Annotated in this window: 12 protein-coding genes; 7 read left to right on the plus strand and 5 right to left on the minus strand. The window is 68.0% G+C overall.

Going from position 1 to position 16,954, the window contains the following annotated elements:
• Window positions 1-116: 116 nt before the first annotated feature.
• The 3 genes from AC1PLR_RS03135 to AC1PLR_RS03145 all read right to left on the minus strand — a co-directional run bounded on the left by AC1PLR_RS03135 (window position 117) and on the right by AC1PLR_RS03145 (window position 5,201).
• Window positions 117-3,350 (minus strand): efflux RND transporter permease subunit, encoded by a 3,234-nt coding sequence (locus tag AC1PLR_RS03135; protein ID WP_481102640.1) that lies wholly within the window; start codon window positions 3,348-3,350, stop codon window positions 117-119.
• 65 nt (window positions 3,351-3,415) lie between these two features.
• Window positions 3,416-3,856 (minus strand): hypothetical protein, encoded by a 441-nt coding sequence (locus AC1PLR_RS03140; RefSeq protein WP_481102641.1) that lies wholly within the window; start codon window positions 3,854-3,856, stop codon window positions 3,416-3,418.
• Between the two features lie 103 nt (window positions 3,857-3,959).
• Entirely contained in the window at window positions 3,960-5,201 is a 1,242-nt protein-coding gene (locus AC1PLR_RS03145; protein ID WP_481102642.1) for an efflux RND transporter periplasmic adaptor subunit, read from the minus strand.
• A gap of 289 nt (window positions 5,202-5,490) precedes the next feature.
• Between AC1PLR_RS03145 and AC1PLR_RS03150 the strand changes: the two genes are divergently transcribed.
• On the plus strand, window positions 5,491-6,795 hold the full coding sequence (locus AC1PLR_RS03150) for a M20 family metallopeptidase (protein WP_481102643.1): 1,305 nt from the start codon (window positions 5,491-5,493) through the stop codon (window positions 6,793-6,795).
• Between the two features lie 104 nt (window positions 6,796-6,899).
• On the opposite strand, the gene AC1PLR_RS03155 is transcribed toward AC1PLR_RS03150, so the two are convergent.
• Window positions 6,900-7,871: an IS110 family RNA-guided transposase gene (locus AC1PLR_RS03155; RefSeq protein WP_481101059.1), complete on the minus strand. Its 972-nt coding sequence runs from the start codon at window positions 7,869-7,871 to the stop codon at window positions 6,900-6,902.
• A gap of 485 nt (window positions 7,872-8,356) precedes the next feature.
• Between AC1PLR_RS03155 and queF the strand changes: the two genes are divergently transcribed.
• The 6 genes from queF to AC1PLR_RS03185 all read left to right on the plus strand — a co-directional run bounded on the left by queF (window position 8,357) and on the right by AC1PLR_RS03185 (window position 16,000).
• Entirely contained in the window at window positions 8,357-9,175 is an 819-nt protein-coding gene (gene queF, locus AC1PLR_RS03160) for an NADPH-dependent 7-cyano-7-deazaguanine reductase QueF (protein WP_481102644.1), read from the plus strand.
• 267 nt (window positions 9,176-9,442) lie between these two features.
• Window positions 9,443-9,736, plus strand: coding sequence for a LysM peptidoglycan-binding domain-containing protein (locus AC1PLR_RS03165; protein WP_209032196.1), 294 nt, complete (start codon window positions 9,443-9,445; stop codon window positions 9,734-9,736).
• 48 nt (window positions 9,737-9,784) lie between these two features.
• Window positions 9,785-10,309 (plus strand): hypothetical protein, encoded by a 525-nt coding sequence (locus AC1PLR_RS03170; RefSeq protein WP_010341580.1) that lies wholly within the window; start codon window positions 9,785-9,787, stop codon window positions 10,307-10,309.
• Window positions 10,310-10,815: 506 nt separating this feature from the next.
• On the plus strand, window positions 10,816-13,047 hold the full coding sequence (locus tag AC1PLR_RS03175; RefSeq protein WP_481102645.1) for an NADP-dependent isocitrate dehydrogenase: 2,232 nt from the start codon (window positions 10,816-10,818) through the stop codon (window positions 13,045-13,047).
• Between the two features lie 258 nt (window positions 13,048-13,305).
• Window positions 13,306-15,045, plus strand: coding sequence for a bifunctional isocitrate dehydrogenase kinase/phosphatase (gene aceK, locus AC1PLR_RS03180; RefSeq protein ID WP_481102646.1), 1,740 nt, complete (start codon window positions 13,306-13,308; stop codon window positions 15,043-15,045).
• 61 nt (window positions 15,046-15,106) lie between these two features.
• Window positions 15,107-16,000, plus strand: a complete 894-nt coding sequence (locus AC1PLR_RS03185; RefSeq protein ID WP_481102647.1) for an energy transducer TonB — start codon at window positions 15,107-15,109, stop codon at window positions 15,998-16,000.
• A 62-nt stretch (window positions 16,001-16,062) separates the two neighbouring features.
• Here the strand turns inward: AC1PLR_RS03185 and AC1PLR_RS03190 are convergent, their stop codons facing one another.
• A complete protein-coding gene (locus tag AC1PLR_RS03190; protein ID WP_481102648.1) occupies window positions 16,063-16,863 on the minus strand; it encodes a COG4705 family protein in 801 nt (266 codons plus the stop codon).
• Window positions 16,864-16,954 lie beyond the last annotated feature (91 nt).

A 16,954-nucleotide genomic window follows, 5' to 3' on the forward strand; every position in this document is an offset into this window, starting at 1 on the left:
TCGCAGTGCGCGCCCGGTGTCAGTCTTTCGAGGATCCGGCATGGAGCGAACGAGTCGGCAGCGCGCGGACTCGGCGCTTTCCGATTCCCGACTCCCGATTCCCGATTCCCGGCCCCTCACGCCCGCCCCTCCGCCGCCGTCGCGTGCCGCGCGGCGCGGCGCTCACGCCAGGCGCGTGCGCGTTCGGAGGCGCGTTCCATGTACAGGTAGATCACCGGGGTGGTGTACAGGGTGACCAACTGCGACAGCAGCAGGCCGCCGACGATGGAGATGCCGAGCGGGCGGCGCAGTTCCGAGCCGATGCCGTCGCCCAGGGCCAGCGGCAGCGCGCCGAGCATCGCCGCGGCGGTGGTCATCATGATCGGGCGGAAGCGCAGCAGGCAGGCGCGGCGGATCGCGTCGTGGGCGTTGGCGCCCTCGCGGCGTGCGTCGATCGCGAAGTCGATCATCATGATCGCGTTCTTCTTGACGATGCCGATCAGCAGCACGATGCCGACGATGCCGTCCACCGACAGGCTCAGTCCGCACAGCATCAGCGCCAGCAGCGCGCCGACGCCGGCCGGCGGCAGCGTGGAAATGATCGTCAGCGGGTGGATGTAGCTCTCGTAGAGCACGCCCAGCACGATGTAGATCAGCACCACCGAGGCCAGCAGCAACCACACCACGTCGGTCTGGCTGCCGGTGAACTCGGCGGCCTTGCCGATGAACTCGGCATGCAGCTGCGGCGGCAGCTGCAGCTGCGCACGGGTTTCCTCGATCGCCGCCACTGCCTGCGACAGCGAGTAGCCCTGCGCCAGGTTGAACGACACGGTCACCGCCGGCAGCTGCTGCTGGTGGCTGACCACCAGCGGCGTGGTCGACTGCTTGGCCTCGGCCACCGCCGCCAGCGGCACGGTGCCGCCGCTGCCGACGGTGATACCGGTGTTCTGCGCGCCGATGCCGGTGGCGGTGGAAGAGTTGCTGGAGGTGGTCTGGCCGAAGCTGGTGGCGTTGCTGGCGGTCAGCGCGCCGCTGCCGTTGCTGGCCACCGCCAACTGGTTCAGCAGCGCGGTGCTGGTGCGGAACTCCGGCGCCACTTCCAGCACCACGCGGTACTGGTTGAGCTGGGTGAAGATGGTGGAGATCTGGCGCTGGCCGAAGGCGTCGTACAGCGTGTCGTCGATGGTCTGCATCGGCACGCCGAGGGTGCTGGCCTTTTCGCGGTCCACATGCAGTTCCAGCGCGCGGCCCTGGTTGGCCAGATTGTTGTCCACGTCGGCCAGTTCCGGGCGCTTGCGCAGCGCCTCGGTCAGGCGCGTGGCCTGGGTCGCCAGTTCGGCGCTGTCCACGTCCGAGAGCGAGTACTGGTACTCGGTGGCGGCCACGCGGGTGTCCAGGGTCACGTCCTGCACCGGCTTCAGGTACAGGGCGACGCCGGGCAGCCCGGCCACCGCCTTCTGCAGCCGCGGCAGCAGGTCTTCCAGGCTGTCGCGGTCGCTGCGCGGCTTCAGCACGATGCTGAGCTGGCCCTGGTTGAGGGTGGGGTTCATCGAGCCGGCGCCGATGAAGGCGGCCACGCCGGTCACCGCCGGGTCGCGCCGCAGCGCCTCGGCCACCGCCTGGGTACGCTGCTCCATCTGCGGGAATGCCACGTTCTGGTCGGCCTGGACCACGCCGGTGATCAGCCCGGTGTCCTGCTCGGGCAGCAGGCCCTTGGGGATCACCACGTACAGCAGCACGGTCAGCACCATCGTCGCCAGCGCCACCAGCAGGGTCAGCTTCTGGTGGCCCAGCACCCAGTCCAGGCTGCGCTCGTACACGCCGACGGTGCGCGACCACAGCGTGGTCTTGCCGGCCGCCGCGGTGCGTTCGTGCGCGTCCTCGCCCTCGGGCAGGGCGTCGGGCTTGAGCAGGTAGGCGCACATCATCGGCGTGAGCGTCAGCGACACCAGCATCGAGATCACCACCGCGATGCTCAACACCCAGGCGAACTCGTGGAACAGGCGGCCGGTGACGCCGGGCATCAGGATCAGCGGCAGGAACACCGCCACCAGCGACACGGTCAGCGACAGCACGGTGAAGCCGATCTGGCGCGCGCCGATCTCCGCGGCCTCGCGGCCGCTCTTGCCCTGTTCGATGTAGCGCACGATGTTCTCGATCATCACGATCGCATCGTCGACCACGAAGCCCGTGGCCACCACCAGCGCCATCAGCGACAGGTTGTCCAGCGACATGCCGGCGAAGGCCATCACCGCGAAGGTGCCGGCCAGCGACAGCGGCACCGCCACCGACGGAATCACCGTGGCCCACAGCCGGCGCAGGAACACGAAGATCACCGCCACCACCAGGCCGATGGTCAGGATCAGGGTGAACTTGACCTCGTGCACCGAGGCGCGAATGGTCTCGGTGCGGTCGGAGAACACGTCCAGGTGCACGCCGGTCGGCAGCACGCCCTGCAACTGCGGCAGGATCGCGCGGATCTGCTCCACCGTCTGCACGATGTTGGCGCCGGGCTGGCGGCGCACTTCCAGCAGCACCGCCGGCTTGCCGTCGGCCCAGGCGGCGAGCTGGTCGTTCTCCACCCCGTCCACCACCTTGGCCACGTCCGACAGCCGCACCGGCGCACCGTTCTTGTAGCTGATGACGGTGTCGCGGTACTCGGCGGCGCTGGACAGCTGGTCGTTGGTGCCGATGCTGTAGGACTGGGTCTTGCCGTTGAGCGAGCCCTTCGGCGCGTTGACGTTGGTCTGGGTCAGCGCGCTGCGCAGCGCCTCCAGGGTCAGGCCCATGTTCGACAGCTGCGCCGGATTGACCTGGATGCGCACCGCCGGGCGCACGTTGCCGGCGATCGACACCAGGCCCACGCCCGGCACCTGCGACAGGCGCTGGGCCAGGATCGAGTCGGCGTAGTTGTTGACCTCGCGCAGCGGCAGCGTGTCGGAGCTGAGCTTGAGGGTGAGGATCGCCGCATCGGCCGGGTTCACCCGGTTGTAGACCGGCTGGTAGGGCAGCGACGAGGGCAGGGTGGCTTGGCGGATCGCCGCCTGCACGTCCTGCGCGGCGATGTCGATGTCGCGGTCCATCGCGAACTGCAGCACGATCGTGGACAGGCCCGCCGACGAGTCGGAGGTCATCATCTGCAGCCCGGAGATCTGCCCGAGCTGGCGCTCCAGCGGCGTGGTCACCAGCGAGGCCATGGTGCTGGCGTTGGCGCCGGGATATTGCGTGGTCACCACCAGGCTGGGCGCGTCGATTTCCGGCAGCGCCGACACTGGCAGCTGCCGGTAGCCGAGGATGCCGAGCAGCAGCACGCCTGCCATCAGCAAGGTGGTGGCGATCGGGCGGCGGATGAAGATCGTCGAAAAGCCCACGGGGAGATCCTTGCTGGTGAGATCCCGGGTCCGGACGCTGCCGGAACCCGGGAGAAAGCGTTACGTCAGTCGAGCGTCAACTGGTCGAACAGACTGGTGAGGTCGGTGTTCGGTGTCACCGTGACGAAATTGCCCTGGAACACGAACCCGTTCGGCCCCCATTGGCCGTAGACGTCGGTGCTGGAGGCGATGACGTTGCGGCCGAGCGTATTGGCGATGCGCTCGGCCGGCGTCAGCAGCTCGCTGCCGAAGTCCAGGCTGGCGGCGCTGCACACGATCAGCACCACCTCGAAGGCGACCTCCATCGGGAAGTCCGTGTTCTGCAGCAGATTGCTCAGGAACGCGCTGCCGTCGCCCAGTTCGCTGTCGTGGGCGACGATCCACAGTTGGTTGCCGTTGCCCAGCGGATCCAGCGGCGGGCCGGCGACGAAGCCCTGCCGATTGATCAGGAAGGCCTGCAGGTTTTGCGCGAGCGGATCGTTGGAGGCGATGACGACGTTGGTCATGGTGTGGTTCCTCTGGAGGGTGGGCGGCGGAGAGAAGCTTCTCCGCCGGCCATCCAAACGCGCCGCGATGCCAGATGTGAGGCGCTCGGACCGCGCGGCACGCTCAGCGTGGCCCGCCGCCACCGCCGCGGCGTCCGCCGCCGCCGCGCTGCTGCTTGCCCTCGGCGGCCTTCAGCTCGGCCTCGGTCGGCTCCGGCGGCGCCTCGCCCGGCTTCAGCGCGTTCACCTTGGTGCCGGGCTTGAGCCGGAACTGGCCTTCGGTGACCACCCGCTCGCCGGCCTTCAGGCCCTCGGTCAGCTGCACATGGCTGTCGCCCACTTCCGCGCCCTGCTTCACCGTCTGCATCTTGACCGTGTTGTCGGCCTGCACCACGTACACGTAGTCGCCGTTGGGACCGCGCTGCACCGCCTGGGTCGGCACCACCACCCCGTCGGGCACGGTGCGCAGGGTCAGGCGTACGTTGACGAACTGGCCCGGCCACAGCGCGCGGTCGTTGTTCGGGAACACCGCGCGGACCTTGAAGGTGCCGGTGTCGGCGCTGATCTGGTTGTCGATCACGTCGACCTGGCCGTCGCTGGCGATGGGGTGCGCATCGGTGCGGTCCAGCGCAGTCACCGGCAGCGGCGCGGCCGCCTGCGCCTGGCGCACGTCCTGCAACTGGATCTCGGGCAGGTTGAAGGTCACGTAGATCGGGTGCACCTGGGTGATGGTGACGATGGTGCTGCTGGTGCTGACGATGTTGCCCACGTCCACCCCGCGGATGCCGGCGATGCCGTCGCTGGGGGCGAGGATGCGGGTGTACTGCAACTGCACCTGCGCCGCGCGCATCTGCGCGTCGTTGGCGGCGACGGCCGCTTCGTACTGCGCCACCTGGTTGCGCTGGGTGTCCAGGTCGGTCTTGGCCACGTACTGGCGGTAGGCCGGCGAGTCGGAGCGCTGGAAGGTGGAGCGCGCGGTGGCCAGCAGCGCCTGGTTCTGGCGCTTGCTCGCCGCGGCCTGGTCGTAGCTGGCCTGCAGCGAACGCGGGTCGATCTGCGCCAGCAGCTCGCCCTTCTTCACTTCCTGGCCCTCGCGGAAGTTCAGGCTCATCAGCTGACCGCCGACCTGCGGGCTGACGGTGACGGTGCTCAGCGCGGTCACCGTGCCGGTGGCGGTGGCATAGATCGGCACCGTCTGGCTGCTTGCGGCGACCACCGTCACCGGCACCGGCGTGTTGTCGCCGTCTTCGCCCGTGCCGTCGCTGCCGCCACCCTTGTGATGCCCGCCGCGCATGAAACGCATGCCCACCAGCACCACGGCCACCGCTGCGAGGATCAGCAGCGCAATCTTCCAGAAACGCGACATCCGGGGAAACTCCTGTGGCGAGGCGGGGTGGGGGACCCTCCCGCAGTGGCTGGTGCAAACGGTCGCGAAAGCATATCGCCGGCGCGTTGCGATTGGACCATGACTGAAGGGACAGACCCCGCGGGCGGGCAGGGCCGGTCGTCCGTTCTCGCAACGCACCGGCGGCGCATCGGTTGACACGGATTCGCAAGGGTTTTTTCTCCGCAGCGGGATCCGTGGCCGCCCTCTGCCGGTCGCCGATGCACTACAGTGACTGAACGCCCGTTGCGTCCCGATCTGGAGCCCTGCCATGCCGCGCCTGTCCCGCCTGCTGTCCGCCCTGCTGTTCGCCGTCCCCGCCCTGGCCTGGGCGCAGAGCGCCGAGCGCCCGGAAGTGACGGCCGCGGCGGCCAGGCTGCAGGCCAAGGTGGTGGAGTGGCGGCGCGACTTCCACCAGCACCCGGAGCTGTCCAACCGCGAGGAGCGCACCGCCGCCAAGGTCGCCGAGCGGCTGCGCGCGCTGGGCCTGAAGCCGCAGACCGGCATCGCCCATCATGGCGTGGTGGCCATTGTCAAAGGCGCGCTGCCCGGGCCGAAGATCGCCCTGCGCGCGGACATGGACGCGCTGCCGGTGACCGAGCAGACCGGCCTGCCGTTCGCCTCCAAGGCCACCGGGCAGTACCGCGGCGAGACCGTCGGGGTGATGCACGCCTGCGGTCACGATGCGCACACCGCGATCCTGCTCGGCGTGGCCGAGGCGCTGGTGGCGATGCGCGCGCAGTTGCCGGGCGAGGTCATGCTGGTGTTCCAGCCGTCGGAGGAGGGTGCGCCGGGCAACGAAGAGGGCGGCGCCTCGCTGATGCTCAAGGAAGGCCTGTTCCGCGACTTCAAGCCGCAGGCGATGTTCGGCCTGCACGTGTTCTCCAGCGTCCAGGCCGGCAAGATCGCGGTGCGCGGCGGGCCGCTGATGGCCGCCTCGGACCGCTTCAGCATCAAGGTGATCGGCCGCCAGACCCACGGCTCGGCGCCGTGGAACGGCATCGACCCGATCGTCGCCAGCGCCGACCTGATCGGCACCGCGCAGAGCGTGATCAGCCGCCGCGCCAACCTGTCCAAGCAGCCGGCGGTGCTCAGCTTCGGCGCGATCAAGGGCGGCATCCGCTACAACATCATTCCCGACGACGTGGAGATGGTCGGCACCATCCGCACCTTCGACGAGGGCATGCGCCAGCAGATCTTCGCCGACCTCAAGACCGTGGCCGAGCACACCGCTGCCGCGCACGGCGCCAAGGCCGAGGCGCACGTGCCCGACCAGGACGGCAACCCGGCCACGGTCAACGACCCGGCGCTGACCGCGCGCATGCTGCCCAGCCTGCAGGCGGTGGTCGGCGCCGGCAACGTCTACGAACCGCCCCTGCAGATGGGTGCGGAGGATTTCTCGTTCTACGCGCAGCAGGTGCCCTCGATGTTCTTCTTCGTCGGCGCCACCGGCCCCGGCATCGACCCGGCGACCGCGCCCAGCAACCACTCGCCGCAGTTCCTGCTCGACGAAACCGCCCTGGACGTCGGCCTGCGCGCGATGCTGGAGGTGACGTTGGATTACTTGAAGCAGTGATTGGGGATTCGGGATTGGGGATTGGCAAGAGCGTGGGTGCGGCGGCGCGGGCGGAATCGTCATAGGTCCGGCCCGATCGACGTCCGTAGATACCGTCTTCCCCTCTAACAGGCAAGGGCCTTTTGAGGGAGGAAGGGCGTGCGGGATTTGAGCACGCCGTAGGCGATATGCAGCAGCTTGCGCATGGCGGCGCAGATGATCTGCTTGTTGGCCTTGCCGCGTTCGCGCAGGCGTTGTTTGAGCGCGCGCACGACCGGGTTGTGGGTCATGGCGACCAAGGCCGGCAGGAACAGGCCGGCGCGCAGGCGTGGGGAGCCGGTGCGGGAGATGCAGACCTGGCCCTGGCGCTTACCCGACTCCTGCAGCCGTGGATTCAACCCGGCAAAGGCAGTCACCGCCGAGGCGTGAGAGAAGCGCTCCACGTTGCCAAGCTCCGCCAGCAACAACGCTGCGCTCCTGTGGGCAATCCCGTCGATGCTGACCAGCAGCTCGCGCTGCCCGCGCAGGGTCGGATCCTGGTCGATTTGGTCGTCAATGGCCCGTTCGATCTGGGCGATGCTCGCCTGGAGCTGGCTGATGATCTCCAGCAGCGAGTCGCGCACCACCGGCGCGGCGACATCCAGGCGATTGCGCTCCATCTGCAGCATCTGCAGCAGGTCGTCCCGGCGGCGCACCAGCGCCTTGAGATGCTTGAGGGCCGGCGGATCGGGCTGCCACGGCCGCAATTGCGACGCATGGCGCAGGCCATAGCTGGCGATCAGCTTGGCGTCGCTCCGGTCGGTCTTGACCCGAGTCAGCTGGCTGCGCGCATACAGCGCCGTCTGCGCCGGGTTGAGGACACACACCCGGTAGCCCAAGGCGTGCACGAACTCGGCCAGCGCCTCGTGGTAGGTGCCGGTGGCTTCCATCACGATCCAGCTGTCCGCCTGCGCGTGGGTCTGCAGCCACGTGCGTAGGGTCTGGAACCCCGTGGGATCGTTCGCAAGCTTGGCTTTGGTGCGGTACTTGCCGTTGGCCAGATCGATGGCCAGATCGAAACTGTGTTTGGCGACGTCGATACCGACGACTGGGGACATGGGGAATTCCTCCATCGTAGGGTGAACACGATCACCGCTGCGCCCGGTCCTGCCTTGTGGATGCGAGTTCACGCCAGCGGCGGACTCTGGATACCGTACGGACACCGATGGGCCAGCATGCGCAATGCGGGAGCCAATCTACAATGCAAGCTCGTGGCTTTAGGAGCGACTGGGCTTCCCGCACTGCTCCGATGATCAGTCGGAAGACATAACGCCGCGGGGGCCTCATGTCCAGATACAAGGAGCGGCTTCAGCCGCGACGGGCATTACCGGGAAGGCGGTCGCGGCTGAAGCCGCTCCTACGCCATGCGGCGCTCGATCGCCCACTGTGGGAGCGACCTCGGTCGCGACGTGCAACGCCTCGCATCGACGCAAGCACGCGATCCAAGTGAGCCAGATTTTGCTTTGACCAATCCCGAATCCCAAATCCCAAATCCCCGCCCCATACACCTGCCAGCCAGAACCCGCCCGCTACACTGCACCGCATGAACACCCCCCAGGATTCCAGCCTCGGCCGCGAGGTCGCCTACCCGTCGCAGTACGACCCCGCGCTGCTGTTTCCCATCCCGCGCGCCGCGGCGCGCACCGAGATCGGTCTCGACCCCGCGGCGCTGCCGTTCTTCGGCGTTGACCGCTGGCATGCCTATGAACTGAGCTGGCTCGATGCGCAAGGCAAGCCCTGCGTCGCCACCGCGACCCTGCAGGTGCCGTGTGCTTCGCCGAACCTGATCGAATCCAAGTCGCTCAAGCTCTATCTCAACTCGCTCAACGCGATGCGCTTCAACAGCGCCGAAGCCCTGCGCAGCTGCATCGTCACCGACCTGTCGGCGCGCGCCGGCGCCGACGTGGCGATGGAGTTCGGCTTGCCGCCGATGGACACGCTGGGCGAGGGCGAGTCGCTGGACGCGCTGGACATCGCCATCGACTGCTACGGTCCGCCGCGTCCGGACTTTCTGTCCGCCGCCGACGGCGAGGTGGTCGAAGAGACCCTGACCAGTGAATTGCTCAAGTCCAACTGCCCGGTCACCGGCCAGCCGGACTGGGCCTCGCTGCACCTGCGCTACCGCGGCAGCCGCATCGACCGCGAAGGCCTGCTGCGCTACCTGATCAGTTTCCGCGAGCACGCCGGCTTCCACGAGCAATGCGTCGAGCGCATCTTCCACGACCTGATGACGCGCTGCCGTCCGCAGTCGCTGCAGGTGGAGGCGCGCTACACCCGCCGCGGCGGCCTGGACATCAATCCCTGGCGTGCCACCGCGGATGTGGCCGAACCGCTGAGCTTCCTGCGCGATCTGCGTCAGTAGGCACCTCCGAAACCGCGATTGCACCATCCGCCGCGACGCGCCGACATCGTCGACGCGGCCGAGCGTGCTGCGTCGGGACTGAAGTCCCTCCCACAAGGAGCGGTCTCGCTGGCATGCACGGTGCCGACCTTTCGAGCGACACGTCTCGATGCGTTGGAATGCTTGCGATGCGCCTGAACCGCAGCGGCGCAGTTCACGGCCGCGCGATCCTTTTTTAACAAATGCTGTGACACCGTGGCAGCGTCCCATTACGCAGGGAGCCATGCGATGAACAGCGACAAGCGCGCCGATTTTTCGGCAGTCACCGCCAAGGTGGACACCACCGCCGACGTCGTGCAGAAGCCGGACTTCTCCGCCGTGCAGAGCAAGGTCGACAGCACCGCCGAGCAGGTGCAGCAGGTGTATGTGGTCAAGCCCGGCGATTCGCTGTCCAAGATCGCCAAGCTGCATTACGGCGACGGCAATGCCTGGACGCGCATCTTCGAGGCCAACCGCGATGTGTTGGTCGATCCCGACAAGATCTATCCGGGCCAGACGCTCAAGTTGCCAGCTGGCGCCTGAGCCGCTGCCGCCGCCTCTCTTCGTTAATCCGACAGGAGTCTTCTACCGATGAAGAATCGCACGATGTCCTCGTTTTCGCCCCTCATGCTCGCACTGGTCGGCGCGTTGGCGCTGGCCGGCTGCAAGAAGCAGGAGCAGCAGCAGACCGTGTCGCCCGATCCCACGTCGTCCGCGCCGACCGAGCAGATGCCGGGTCCCGCGGCTGCGCCGGCAGAACAACCCGCGCCCGCTGCTGCTGGCGCCAATGCAGTGAACGTTGCCGCAGTTGCCGTCGGCAACACTGCCGCGGCCGACAAGTCGGTGGCGCCGCTGACCACGCTCGCCAGCAAGGACAAGATCATCGTGTCGGTGAAGACCGAGGGCTCGGCGACCAATGCCAACGTCGGCGCCAAGCTGGTGTTCCAGGACGGCCAGACCGCCGGCGAGCGCACCGAGACGCTCAACACCAGCGGTGCCGAGACCACCAACTTCGAGTTCACCAATCCCAAGGGCTGGCCGGCTGGCCAGTACAAGGCCGAGGTCACCGTGAACGGCCAGGCGGCGGGCACGCCGCAGACGTTCGAGGTGAAGTGATCCAGGGCTGAGCCCGGGTCACGGGTCGCACGCGCCGCCTCTCTCCCGGCGCGTGCGACACGCTGGCGCAGCCGCGAGGCTGCGCCTTTTTTATGCGGCTTGATGACGCGTAACGTCCGTTGCCGTAGATCGTGCGCCTTGTGGGAGGGACTTCAGTCCCGACGCGGACCGTCGATGGCGGCGTTGTCAGGCTTGCACACAGATCCCTTGTTCGTTTCGATCCACGCCCCGTCGTAGGGCGCCATTGCCTATCGCATTGACGACGGCATGCGGGACGTGCAGGTCACTTCGCTCACTCGGGCGACAGGCATCCTCCTGCAATCGCGAGGGCATGAACCCCGCATACGGATTGCACCACCCCCGCGCTTTGCCCGCAGCCCGCAGACACGCGACAATGGACGGCCGATGTCCGGCGGTTGGCGGCATCGCGAAACCCATAAGAAAACATACGCCGCCGTACTGTCGGTGCTGCCTATTTCCCCCTGCCAGAGGTCATCCGTCGCGTCATGTCGAATACGCCCAAGATCCTGTACACGCTCACCGATGAAGCCCCGTACCTGGCGACGCAGTCGCTGCTGCCGATCGTCTCCGCGTTCGCCGGCACCGCCGGCATCGCCGTGGAGACCCGCGACATTTCGCTGGCCGGCCGCCTGATTTCGCAGTTCCCCGAATACCTGCGCGAGGACCAGCGCATCGCCGACGACCTTGCCGAGCTCGGACAGCTGGCGACCACGCCGGAAGCCAACATCATCAAGCTGCCCAACATCAGCGCCTCGGTGCCGCAGCTCAAGGCCGCGATCAAGGAACTGCAGCAGCAGGGTTATGCGCTGCCGGACTACGTGGACGAGCCGAAGGACGAGAAAGAGAAAGAAGCCAAGGCGCGCTACGACAAGGTCAAGGGCAGTGCGGTCAATCCGGTGCTGCGCGAGGGCAATTCCGATCGCCGCGCGCCGGCCTCGGTCAAAAACTATGCACGCAAGCACCCGCACCGCATGGGCGCATGGAGCGCCGAGTCCAAGTCGCACGTGGCGCACATGGACGCCGGCGATTTCTACGGCAGCGAGCGTTCGGCGCTGATCGAACAGGCCGGCAGCGTCAAGATCGAACTGGTCGGCAAGGACGGCACGGTGACCGTGCTGAAGGAAAAGACTGCGGTGCAGGCCGGCGAGCTGATCGACGCGGCGGTGATGAGCAAGCGCGCGCTGGCCGCCTTCGTGCAGGCGCAGATCGCCGATGCCCAGCAGCAGGGCGTGCTGTTCTCGCTGCACCTGAAGGCGACGATGATGAAGGTCTCCGACCCGATCATGTTCGGCGTGGTGGTCGAAGCGTTTTACCGCGACGTGCTGGACAAGCACGCCGCCACGCTCAAGCAGGTGGGCTTCGACGCCAACAACGGCATCGGCGACCTGTACGCGCGCATCGCCAGCCTGCCCGAAGCGCAGCGCACTGCGATCGAGGCCGACCTGCAGGCGCTGTACGCGCAGCGTCCGGGCCTGGCGATGGTCAACTCCGACAAGGGCATCACCAACCTGCACGTGCCCAGCGACGTGATCGTCGATGCGTCGATGCCGGCGATGATCCGCGACTCCGGCAAGATGTGGAACGCCGAAGGCAAGCTGCAGGACACCAAGGCGGTGATCCCGGACCGCTGCTACGCCGGCGTGTACCAGGCGGTGATCGAGGACTGCAAGCTGCACGGCGCGTTCGACCCGGCGACCATGGGCAGCGTGCCCAACGTCGGCCTGATGGCGCAGAAGGCCGAGGAATACGGTTCGCACGACAAGACCTTCCAGATCCCGGTCGACGGCACTGTGCGTGTCACCGACGCCGGCGGCACGGTGCTGCTGGAGCATGCGGTGGAAGCCGGCGACATCTGGCGCATGTGCCAGACCAAGGACGCGCCGATCCAGGACTGGGTCAAGCTGGCGGTCGAGCGTGCGCGCCTGAGCAGCACCCCGGCGGTGTTCTGGCTGGATCCGCAGCGCGCCCACGATGCGCTGATGATCCAGAAGGTGGAGCGCTACCTGCAGGACCACGATCTCAACGGCCTGGACATCCGCATCCTGCCGCCGGTGGAAGCCACCGCGTTCTCGCTTCAGCGCATCCGCAAGGGCGAGGACACCATCTCGGTCACCGGCAACGTGCTGCGCGACTACCTCACCGACCTGTTCCCGATCATGGAGTTGGGCACCAGCGCCAAGATGCTGTCGATCGTGCCGCTGATGGCCGGTGGCGGCCTGTTCGAGACCGGTGCCGGCGGTTCGGCACCCAAGCACGTGCAGCAGTTCGTCGAAGAGAACTACCTGCGCTGGGATTCGCTGGGCGAGTTCCTGGCCCTGGCCGCGTCGCTGGAACACCTGGGTCAGCGCCACCACAACGCCGCCATCGGCGTGCTGGCGCGCACCCTGGATCAGGCCAACGGCCAGTTCCTGGACAACGACAAGTCGCCCTCGCGCAAGGTCGGCGGGCTGGACAACCGCGGCAGCCACTTCTACCTGGCCCTGTACTGGGCGCAGGCGCTGGCCGCGCAGGACGAGGACGCCACGCTGAAGGCGCGCTTCGCCCCGCTGGCCAAGCAGCTGACCGAGCAGGAAGCGACCATCGTCGCCGAGCTCAACGGCGTGCAGGGCCAACCGGTCGACATCCAGGGCTACTACCGCCCGAACCTGGACCTGGTCAGCAAGGCGATGCGGCCGAGCAAGACCCTCAACGACGCCCTGGCGACGTTGAACGCCTGATCGCCCGAACTGGATGTGACGCAAGGGCCGCCCCTCGGGGCGGCCCTTTGCATTTCCGGCGCAGGAAGCGTCCCGTAGGAGCGGCTTCAGCCGCGACAGGGCGTTCCCGGTAAGGCCGGTCGCGGCCGAAGCCGCTCCTACGGCCGACCTGCGTCCGGCTCGATCCTGGCGAAGCAGGCCGCTGGATGCGCCCACGAGGCGGAGCGTGGCAGGGTGCCCCACGCCCGCGTGCCGCCGCCACCTGGGTACACTGCAGGCATGCCCTCCACGCCGCTGCCGCTGCCGTCCGAACGCCGTGCCCTGGTCATCGGCCGCATCGTCTTCGAGGCGTTCGAGGACTACCACGCGCGCTTCGCGCAGATCTCTTCGCGTGCGCGCCAGCGCTTCGAGGCGCGCGACTGGAGCGCGGCGCGCGAGGATGCGATCGAACGCATCGCCCTGTACGACCAGTGCATTGCCGAGTGCATGCTGCGCCTGCGCGCCGTGCTCCTAGGCCAGGCGCACGACCGCGCGCTGTGGATCCGCGCACGCGACCATTACGCCGAGCTGATCGCCGCGCTGATCGACCAGGAGCTGTACAAGACCTTCTACAACACCCTGACCCGGCGCTTCTTCCGCACCCAGGGCGTGGACGCGCAGATCGAGTTCGTGGCGCTGGACATCGAACCCACCGACGCCATCACCCACCCGGTGGCACGGCACAACTACGTGGTGTCCGAGGCGCGGCCGGTGGACGCGTTCGTGCGCGTGCTCGGCGACTACCGCTTCGACGTGCCGTATGCGCACCGCACGCGCTGCGCGGCGGCCATCGCGGTGCGGCTGCAGGACGACCTCGCCCACTGGGGCGAGAACCCGGTGCGCGGCATCGAACTGCTGGAGACGGTGTTCTATCGCGAGCGCCGTGCCTACCTGATCGGCCGCGTGTTCGGCGAACACCGTTTCTCGCCGTGCGTGATCGCCCTGGTCAACGACGAAAAGGGCCTGCGCGCCGAAGCGGTGCTGACCAAGCGCAACGACGTGGCGCAGCTGTTCGGCATCTCGCGCAGCTATTTCCAGGCCGACCTGTCCACTGTCGGCGACGCAGTGGTGTTCCTGCGCAGCTTGCTGCCGCACAAGCCGATCGACGAGCTGTACACCATGCTCGGCCGCGCCAAGCAGGGCAAGACCGAGCGCTTCCGCACCTTCTTCCGCCACTTCCAGGCGCATCCCAACGAACAGCTGGTGCATGCCGAGGGTACGCCGGGCATGGTCATGGCGGTGTTCACTCTGCCCAGCTACCCGCTGGTGTTCAAGCTGATCCGCGACCGCTTCGCCTATCCGAAGACGATGAGCCGCGAGGAAGTGGAGGAGAAGTACGCGCTGGTGTTCAACCTCGATCGCGTCGGCCGCCTGCTCGATGCCCAGCCGTACCGCTCGCTGCGCTTCCCGCGTGCACGCTTCGCGCCGGCGCTGCTGAAAGAGTTGATGGAGGGCTGCGCGCGCAGCCTGCGCGAGGATGGCGACGACCTGATCGTCGAGTTGTGCTACGTGCAGCGACGCCTGCGCCCGTTGAACCTGTACCTGCGCGAGCAGGGCGCCGAGGCCGCGCGCGAGGCCGCACTGGACTACGCACAGGCGATCAAGGACATGGCCCGCAACAACATCTTCCCCGGCGACATGCTGCTGAAGAACTTCGGCGTATCGCGGCAGGGCCGCGCGGTGTTCTACGACTACGACGAACTGTGCCTGGTCACCGACTGCAACTTCCGCGACTGGCCGCAGCCGCGCAACGAGGAAGAGGCGATGGCCGCCGAACCCTGGTTCCATGTCGCCCCGCGCGATGTGTTCCCGGAGCGTTTCGCGATGTTCATGGGCCTGCCTGCCGCTTCGCTGGAGGCGGTGCGCCACTCCCACGGCGAACTGTTCGATCCGCAGTGGTGGCGCGACCTGCAGGCGCGGCTGCGCGAGGACGACTATCCGGACGCGCCGCCTTACCCGGATGCGCTGCGCCTGGCCTGAGTTGCCGGCGGGCCGCCAGTGCGTTGTAATCGGCGCCTCATCTCAGGCAAAGGAATGCGCGATGCACCGTCGATCCCTCCGTTCGTGGTGGCGCTGGAGCGCTGTGTTGTCGCTGCTGCTGGCGTTTAATGCTGTCGCCGCAGACGGGGTCGGCCCCGGCGCGGTGCGCAAGCAGATCGAGAGCAGCATGCTGGTGAGCGGCACCATCGACATCGAGCCCAGCGGCACGGTGTCGGCGCTGGCGCTGGACCAGCAGGAGCGCCTGCCCGAGGGCGTGGTTGGCTTCGTCCGCAACAGCGTGATGCAGTGGAAGTTCGAGCCGGGCATGCGCGATGGCAAGCCGGTGCCGGCGCGCGCGCCGATGACCCTGCGACTGGTCGCCAAACGCCTGCAAGGCGACGACTATCAGATCGAGATCCGCAGTGCCGACTTCACCCGCTACGATCCGAACGATCACAGTGTGGTGACCGCGATTCAGATGAAGCCGCCGGCCTATCCGCAAGCGGCCTACAGCGTCGGTGCCGCGGGCTCGGCGTATCTGGTGCTCAAGGTGGGCCGCGATGGCCGCGTGGCCGATGCCGTTGTCGAGCAGGTCAATCTGCGCGTGGTGGCGTCCGAGCAGCAGATGCAGCAACTGCGCGAGGTGCTGGGCAAGAGCGCGCTCGGCGCGGCGCGCAAGTGGACCTTCCGCCCGCCGAGCGAAGGCAAGCACGTGGATGCGCCGTACTGGAACGTGCGCGTGCCAGTCGATTACGCGCTGCTCGACCAGACCCGCCAGGGTGCGCCGTCGGCTTACGGCCGCTGGATGAGCTACGTGCCTGGCCCGCGCCAGCGCGCGCCGTGGAGTGCCGAGGAGGATGCTGCCGGTTTCTCGCCGGACCTGCTGCCGGCCGGTGGCGTGTACATGGCCGGCAACGGCGGCCCGCGCCTGCTGACGCCGCTGCAGGGTGGTTGATCGGCGACGGTGTTCGCCCGGTCTTACAGGCCGGGCTGCCCCGCGTAGACCACCCACCGACGTTAGCGCGCCGCGCGGCGGTCGCCGTCGCGGCGTCGCGTCGAGACGACCAGCACCGCCAGCAATAGCGCGGCCAGCAGCAGCGATGCACCGACCGTACCCAGGTCCAGGCCACCCTTGCCGGCCGGCTTGCTGAGCAGGTCGCCGAGGGTCGCGCCGAACGGGCGGGTCAGCACGAACGCCGCCCAGAACAGCGCCGTGCGCGAGATGCGTGTGAAGGCATAAGCCAGCGCGATCGCCGCCAGCAGCGCCGCGATCAGCAGCGCGCCGCCGGCGAAGCCCAGCCCCGAGCTGTCGGCCAGGTAATCGCCCAGCGCGGTGCCCAGGGTGTTGGAGACCAGGATCGCCAGCCAGTAGAAGACCTCGGCGCGGCCACTGCCGATGCGCTCGACCGACAGGCTGCGTTCGCACAGCCACCACGTCGCCAGTACCACGACCAGCAGGCTCACCAGCAGCAGCGCGCCCTGCGCGTAGCCCAGGCCCAGGCTGCGGTCCATGTAGTCCGACAGCGTGGTGCCGGCGGTGCTGGTGGTCAGGATCACCCACCAGTACCGCCACGGCTGGAACCGCCGCGCGCGCAGCTGCGCCCACAGCGAGACCAGGAAGACCGCCAGCAGCAGCACGCTGCTCAGCGCATAGCCGACATCCAGGGTCATCGACAGCAGGTCGCCGCCGGTCTCGCCGAGGGTGGTGGCGCAGATCTTCATCACCCAGAAGCCGAGAGTGACCGGGGCGACCTTGCTGACGGCGGTCGTGGCAGTGGTGTGCATGGCGGCGGACGCGGCGGGGCGAATGCCGCCCATCTCACCCGCGCCCACGTCGAAAGACCGTCGGACCCTGTATCGGCACGTCACCGGGCATGACCGATGGCCACAAACGCGAACGCCCCGCCGA

It is taken from the genome of Xanthomonas sp. NCPPB 3570 (genome assembly GCF_056725115.1).

What these genes read in the sequence shown, in the direction of transcription:
- AC1PLR_RS03140 (WP_481102641.1), bottom strand. Translation starts at nt 3,856, where the DNA reads ATGACCAACGTCGTCATCGCCTCCAACGATCCGCTCGCGCAAAACCTG.
- AC1PLR_RS03145 (WP_481102642.1), bottom strand. Translation starts at nt 5,201, where the DNA reads ATGTCGCGTTTCTGGAAGATTGCGCTGCTGATCCTCGCAGCGGTGGCC.
- AC1PLR_RS03150 (WP_481102643.1), top strand. Translation starts at nt 5,491, where the DNA reads ATGCCGCGCCTGTCCCGCCTGCTGTCCGCCCTGCTGTTCGCCGTCCCC.
- AC1PLR_RS03155 (WP_481101059.1), bottom strand. Translation starts at nt 7,871, where the DNA reads ATGTCCCCAGTCGTCGGTATCGACGTCGCCAAACACAGTTTCGATCTG.
- queF (WP_481102644.1), top strand. Translation starts at nt 8,357, where the DNA reads ATGAACACCCCCCAGGATTCCAGCCTCGGCCGCGAGGTCGCCTACCCG.
- AC1PLR_RS03165 (WP_209032196.1), top strand. Translation starts at nt 9,443, where the DNA reads ATGAACAGCGACAAGCGCGCCGATTTTTCGGCAGTCACCGCCAAGGTG.
- AC1PLR_RS03170 (WP_010341580.1), top strand. Translation starts at nt 9,785, where the DNA reads ATGAAGAATCGCACGATGTCCTCGTTTTCGCCCCTCATGCTCGCACTG.
- AC1PLR_RS03175 (WP_481102645.1), top strand. Translation starts at nt 10,816, where the DNA reads ATGTCGAATACGCCCAAGATCCTGTACACGCTCACCGATGAAGCCCCG.
- aceK (WP_481102646.1), top strand. Translation starts at nt 13,306, where the DNA reads ATGCCCTCCACGCCGCTGCCGCTGCCGTCCGAACGCCGTGCCCTGGTC.
- AC1PLR_RS03185 (WP_481102647.1), top strand. Translation starts at nt 15,107, where the DNA reads ATGCACCGTCGATCCCTCCGTTCGTGGTGGCGCTGGAGCGCTGTGTTG.
- AC1PLR_RS03190 (WP_481102648.1), bottom strand. Translation starts at nt 16,863, where the DNA reads ATGGGCGGCATTCGCCCCGCCGCGTCCGCCGCCATGCACACCACTGCC.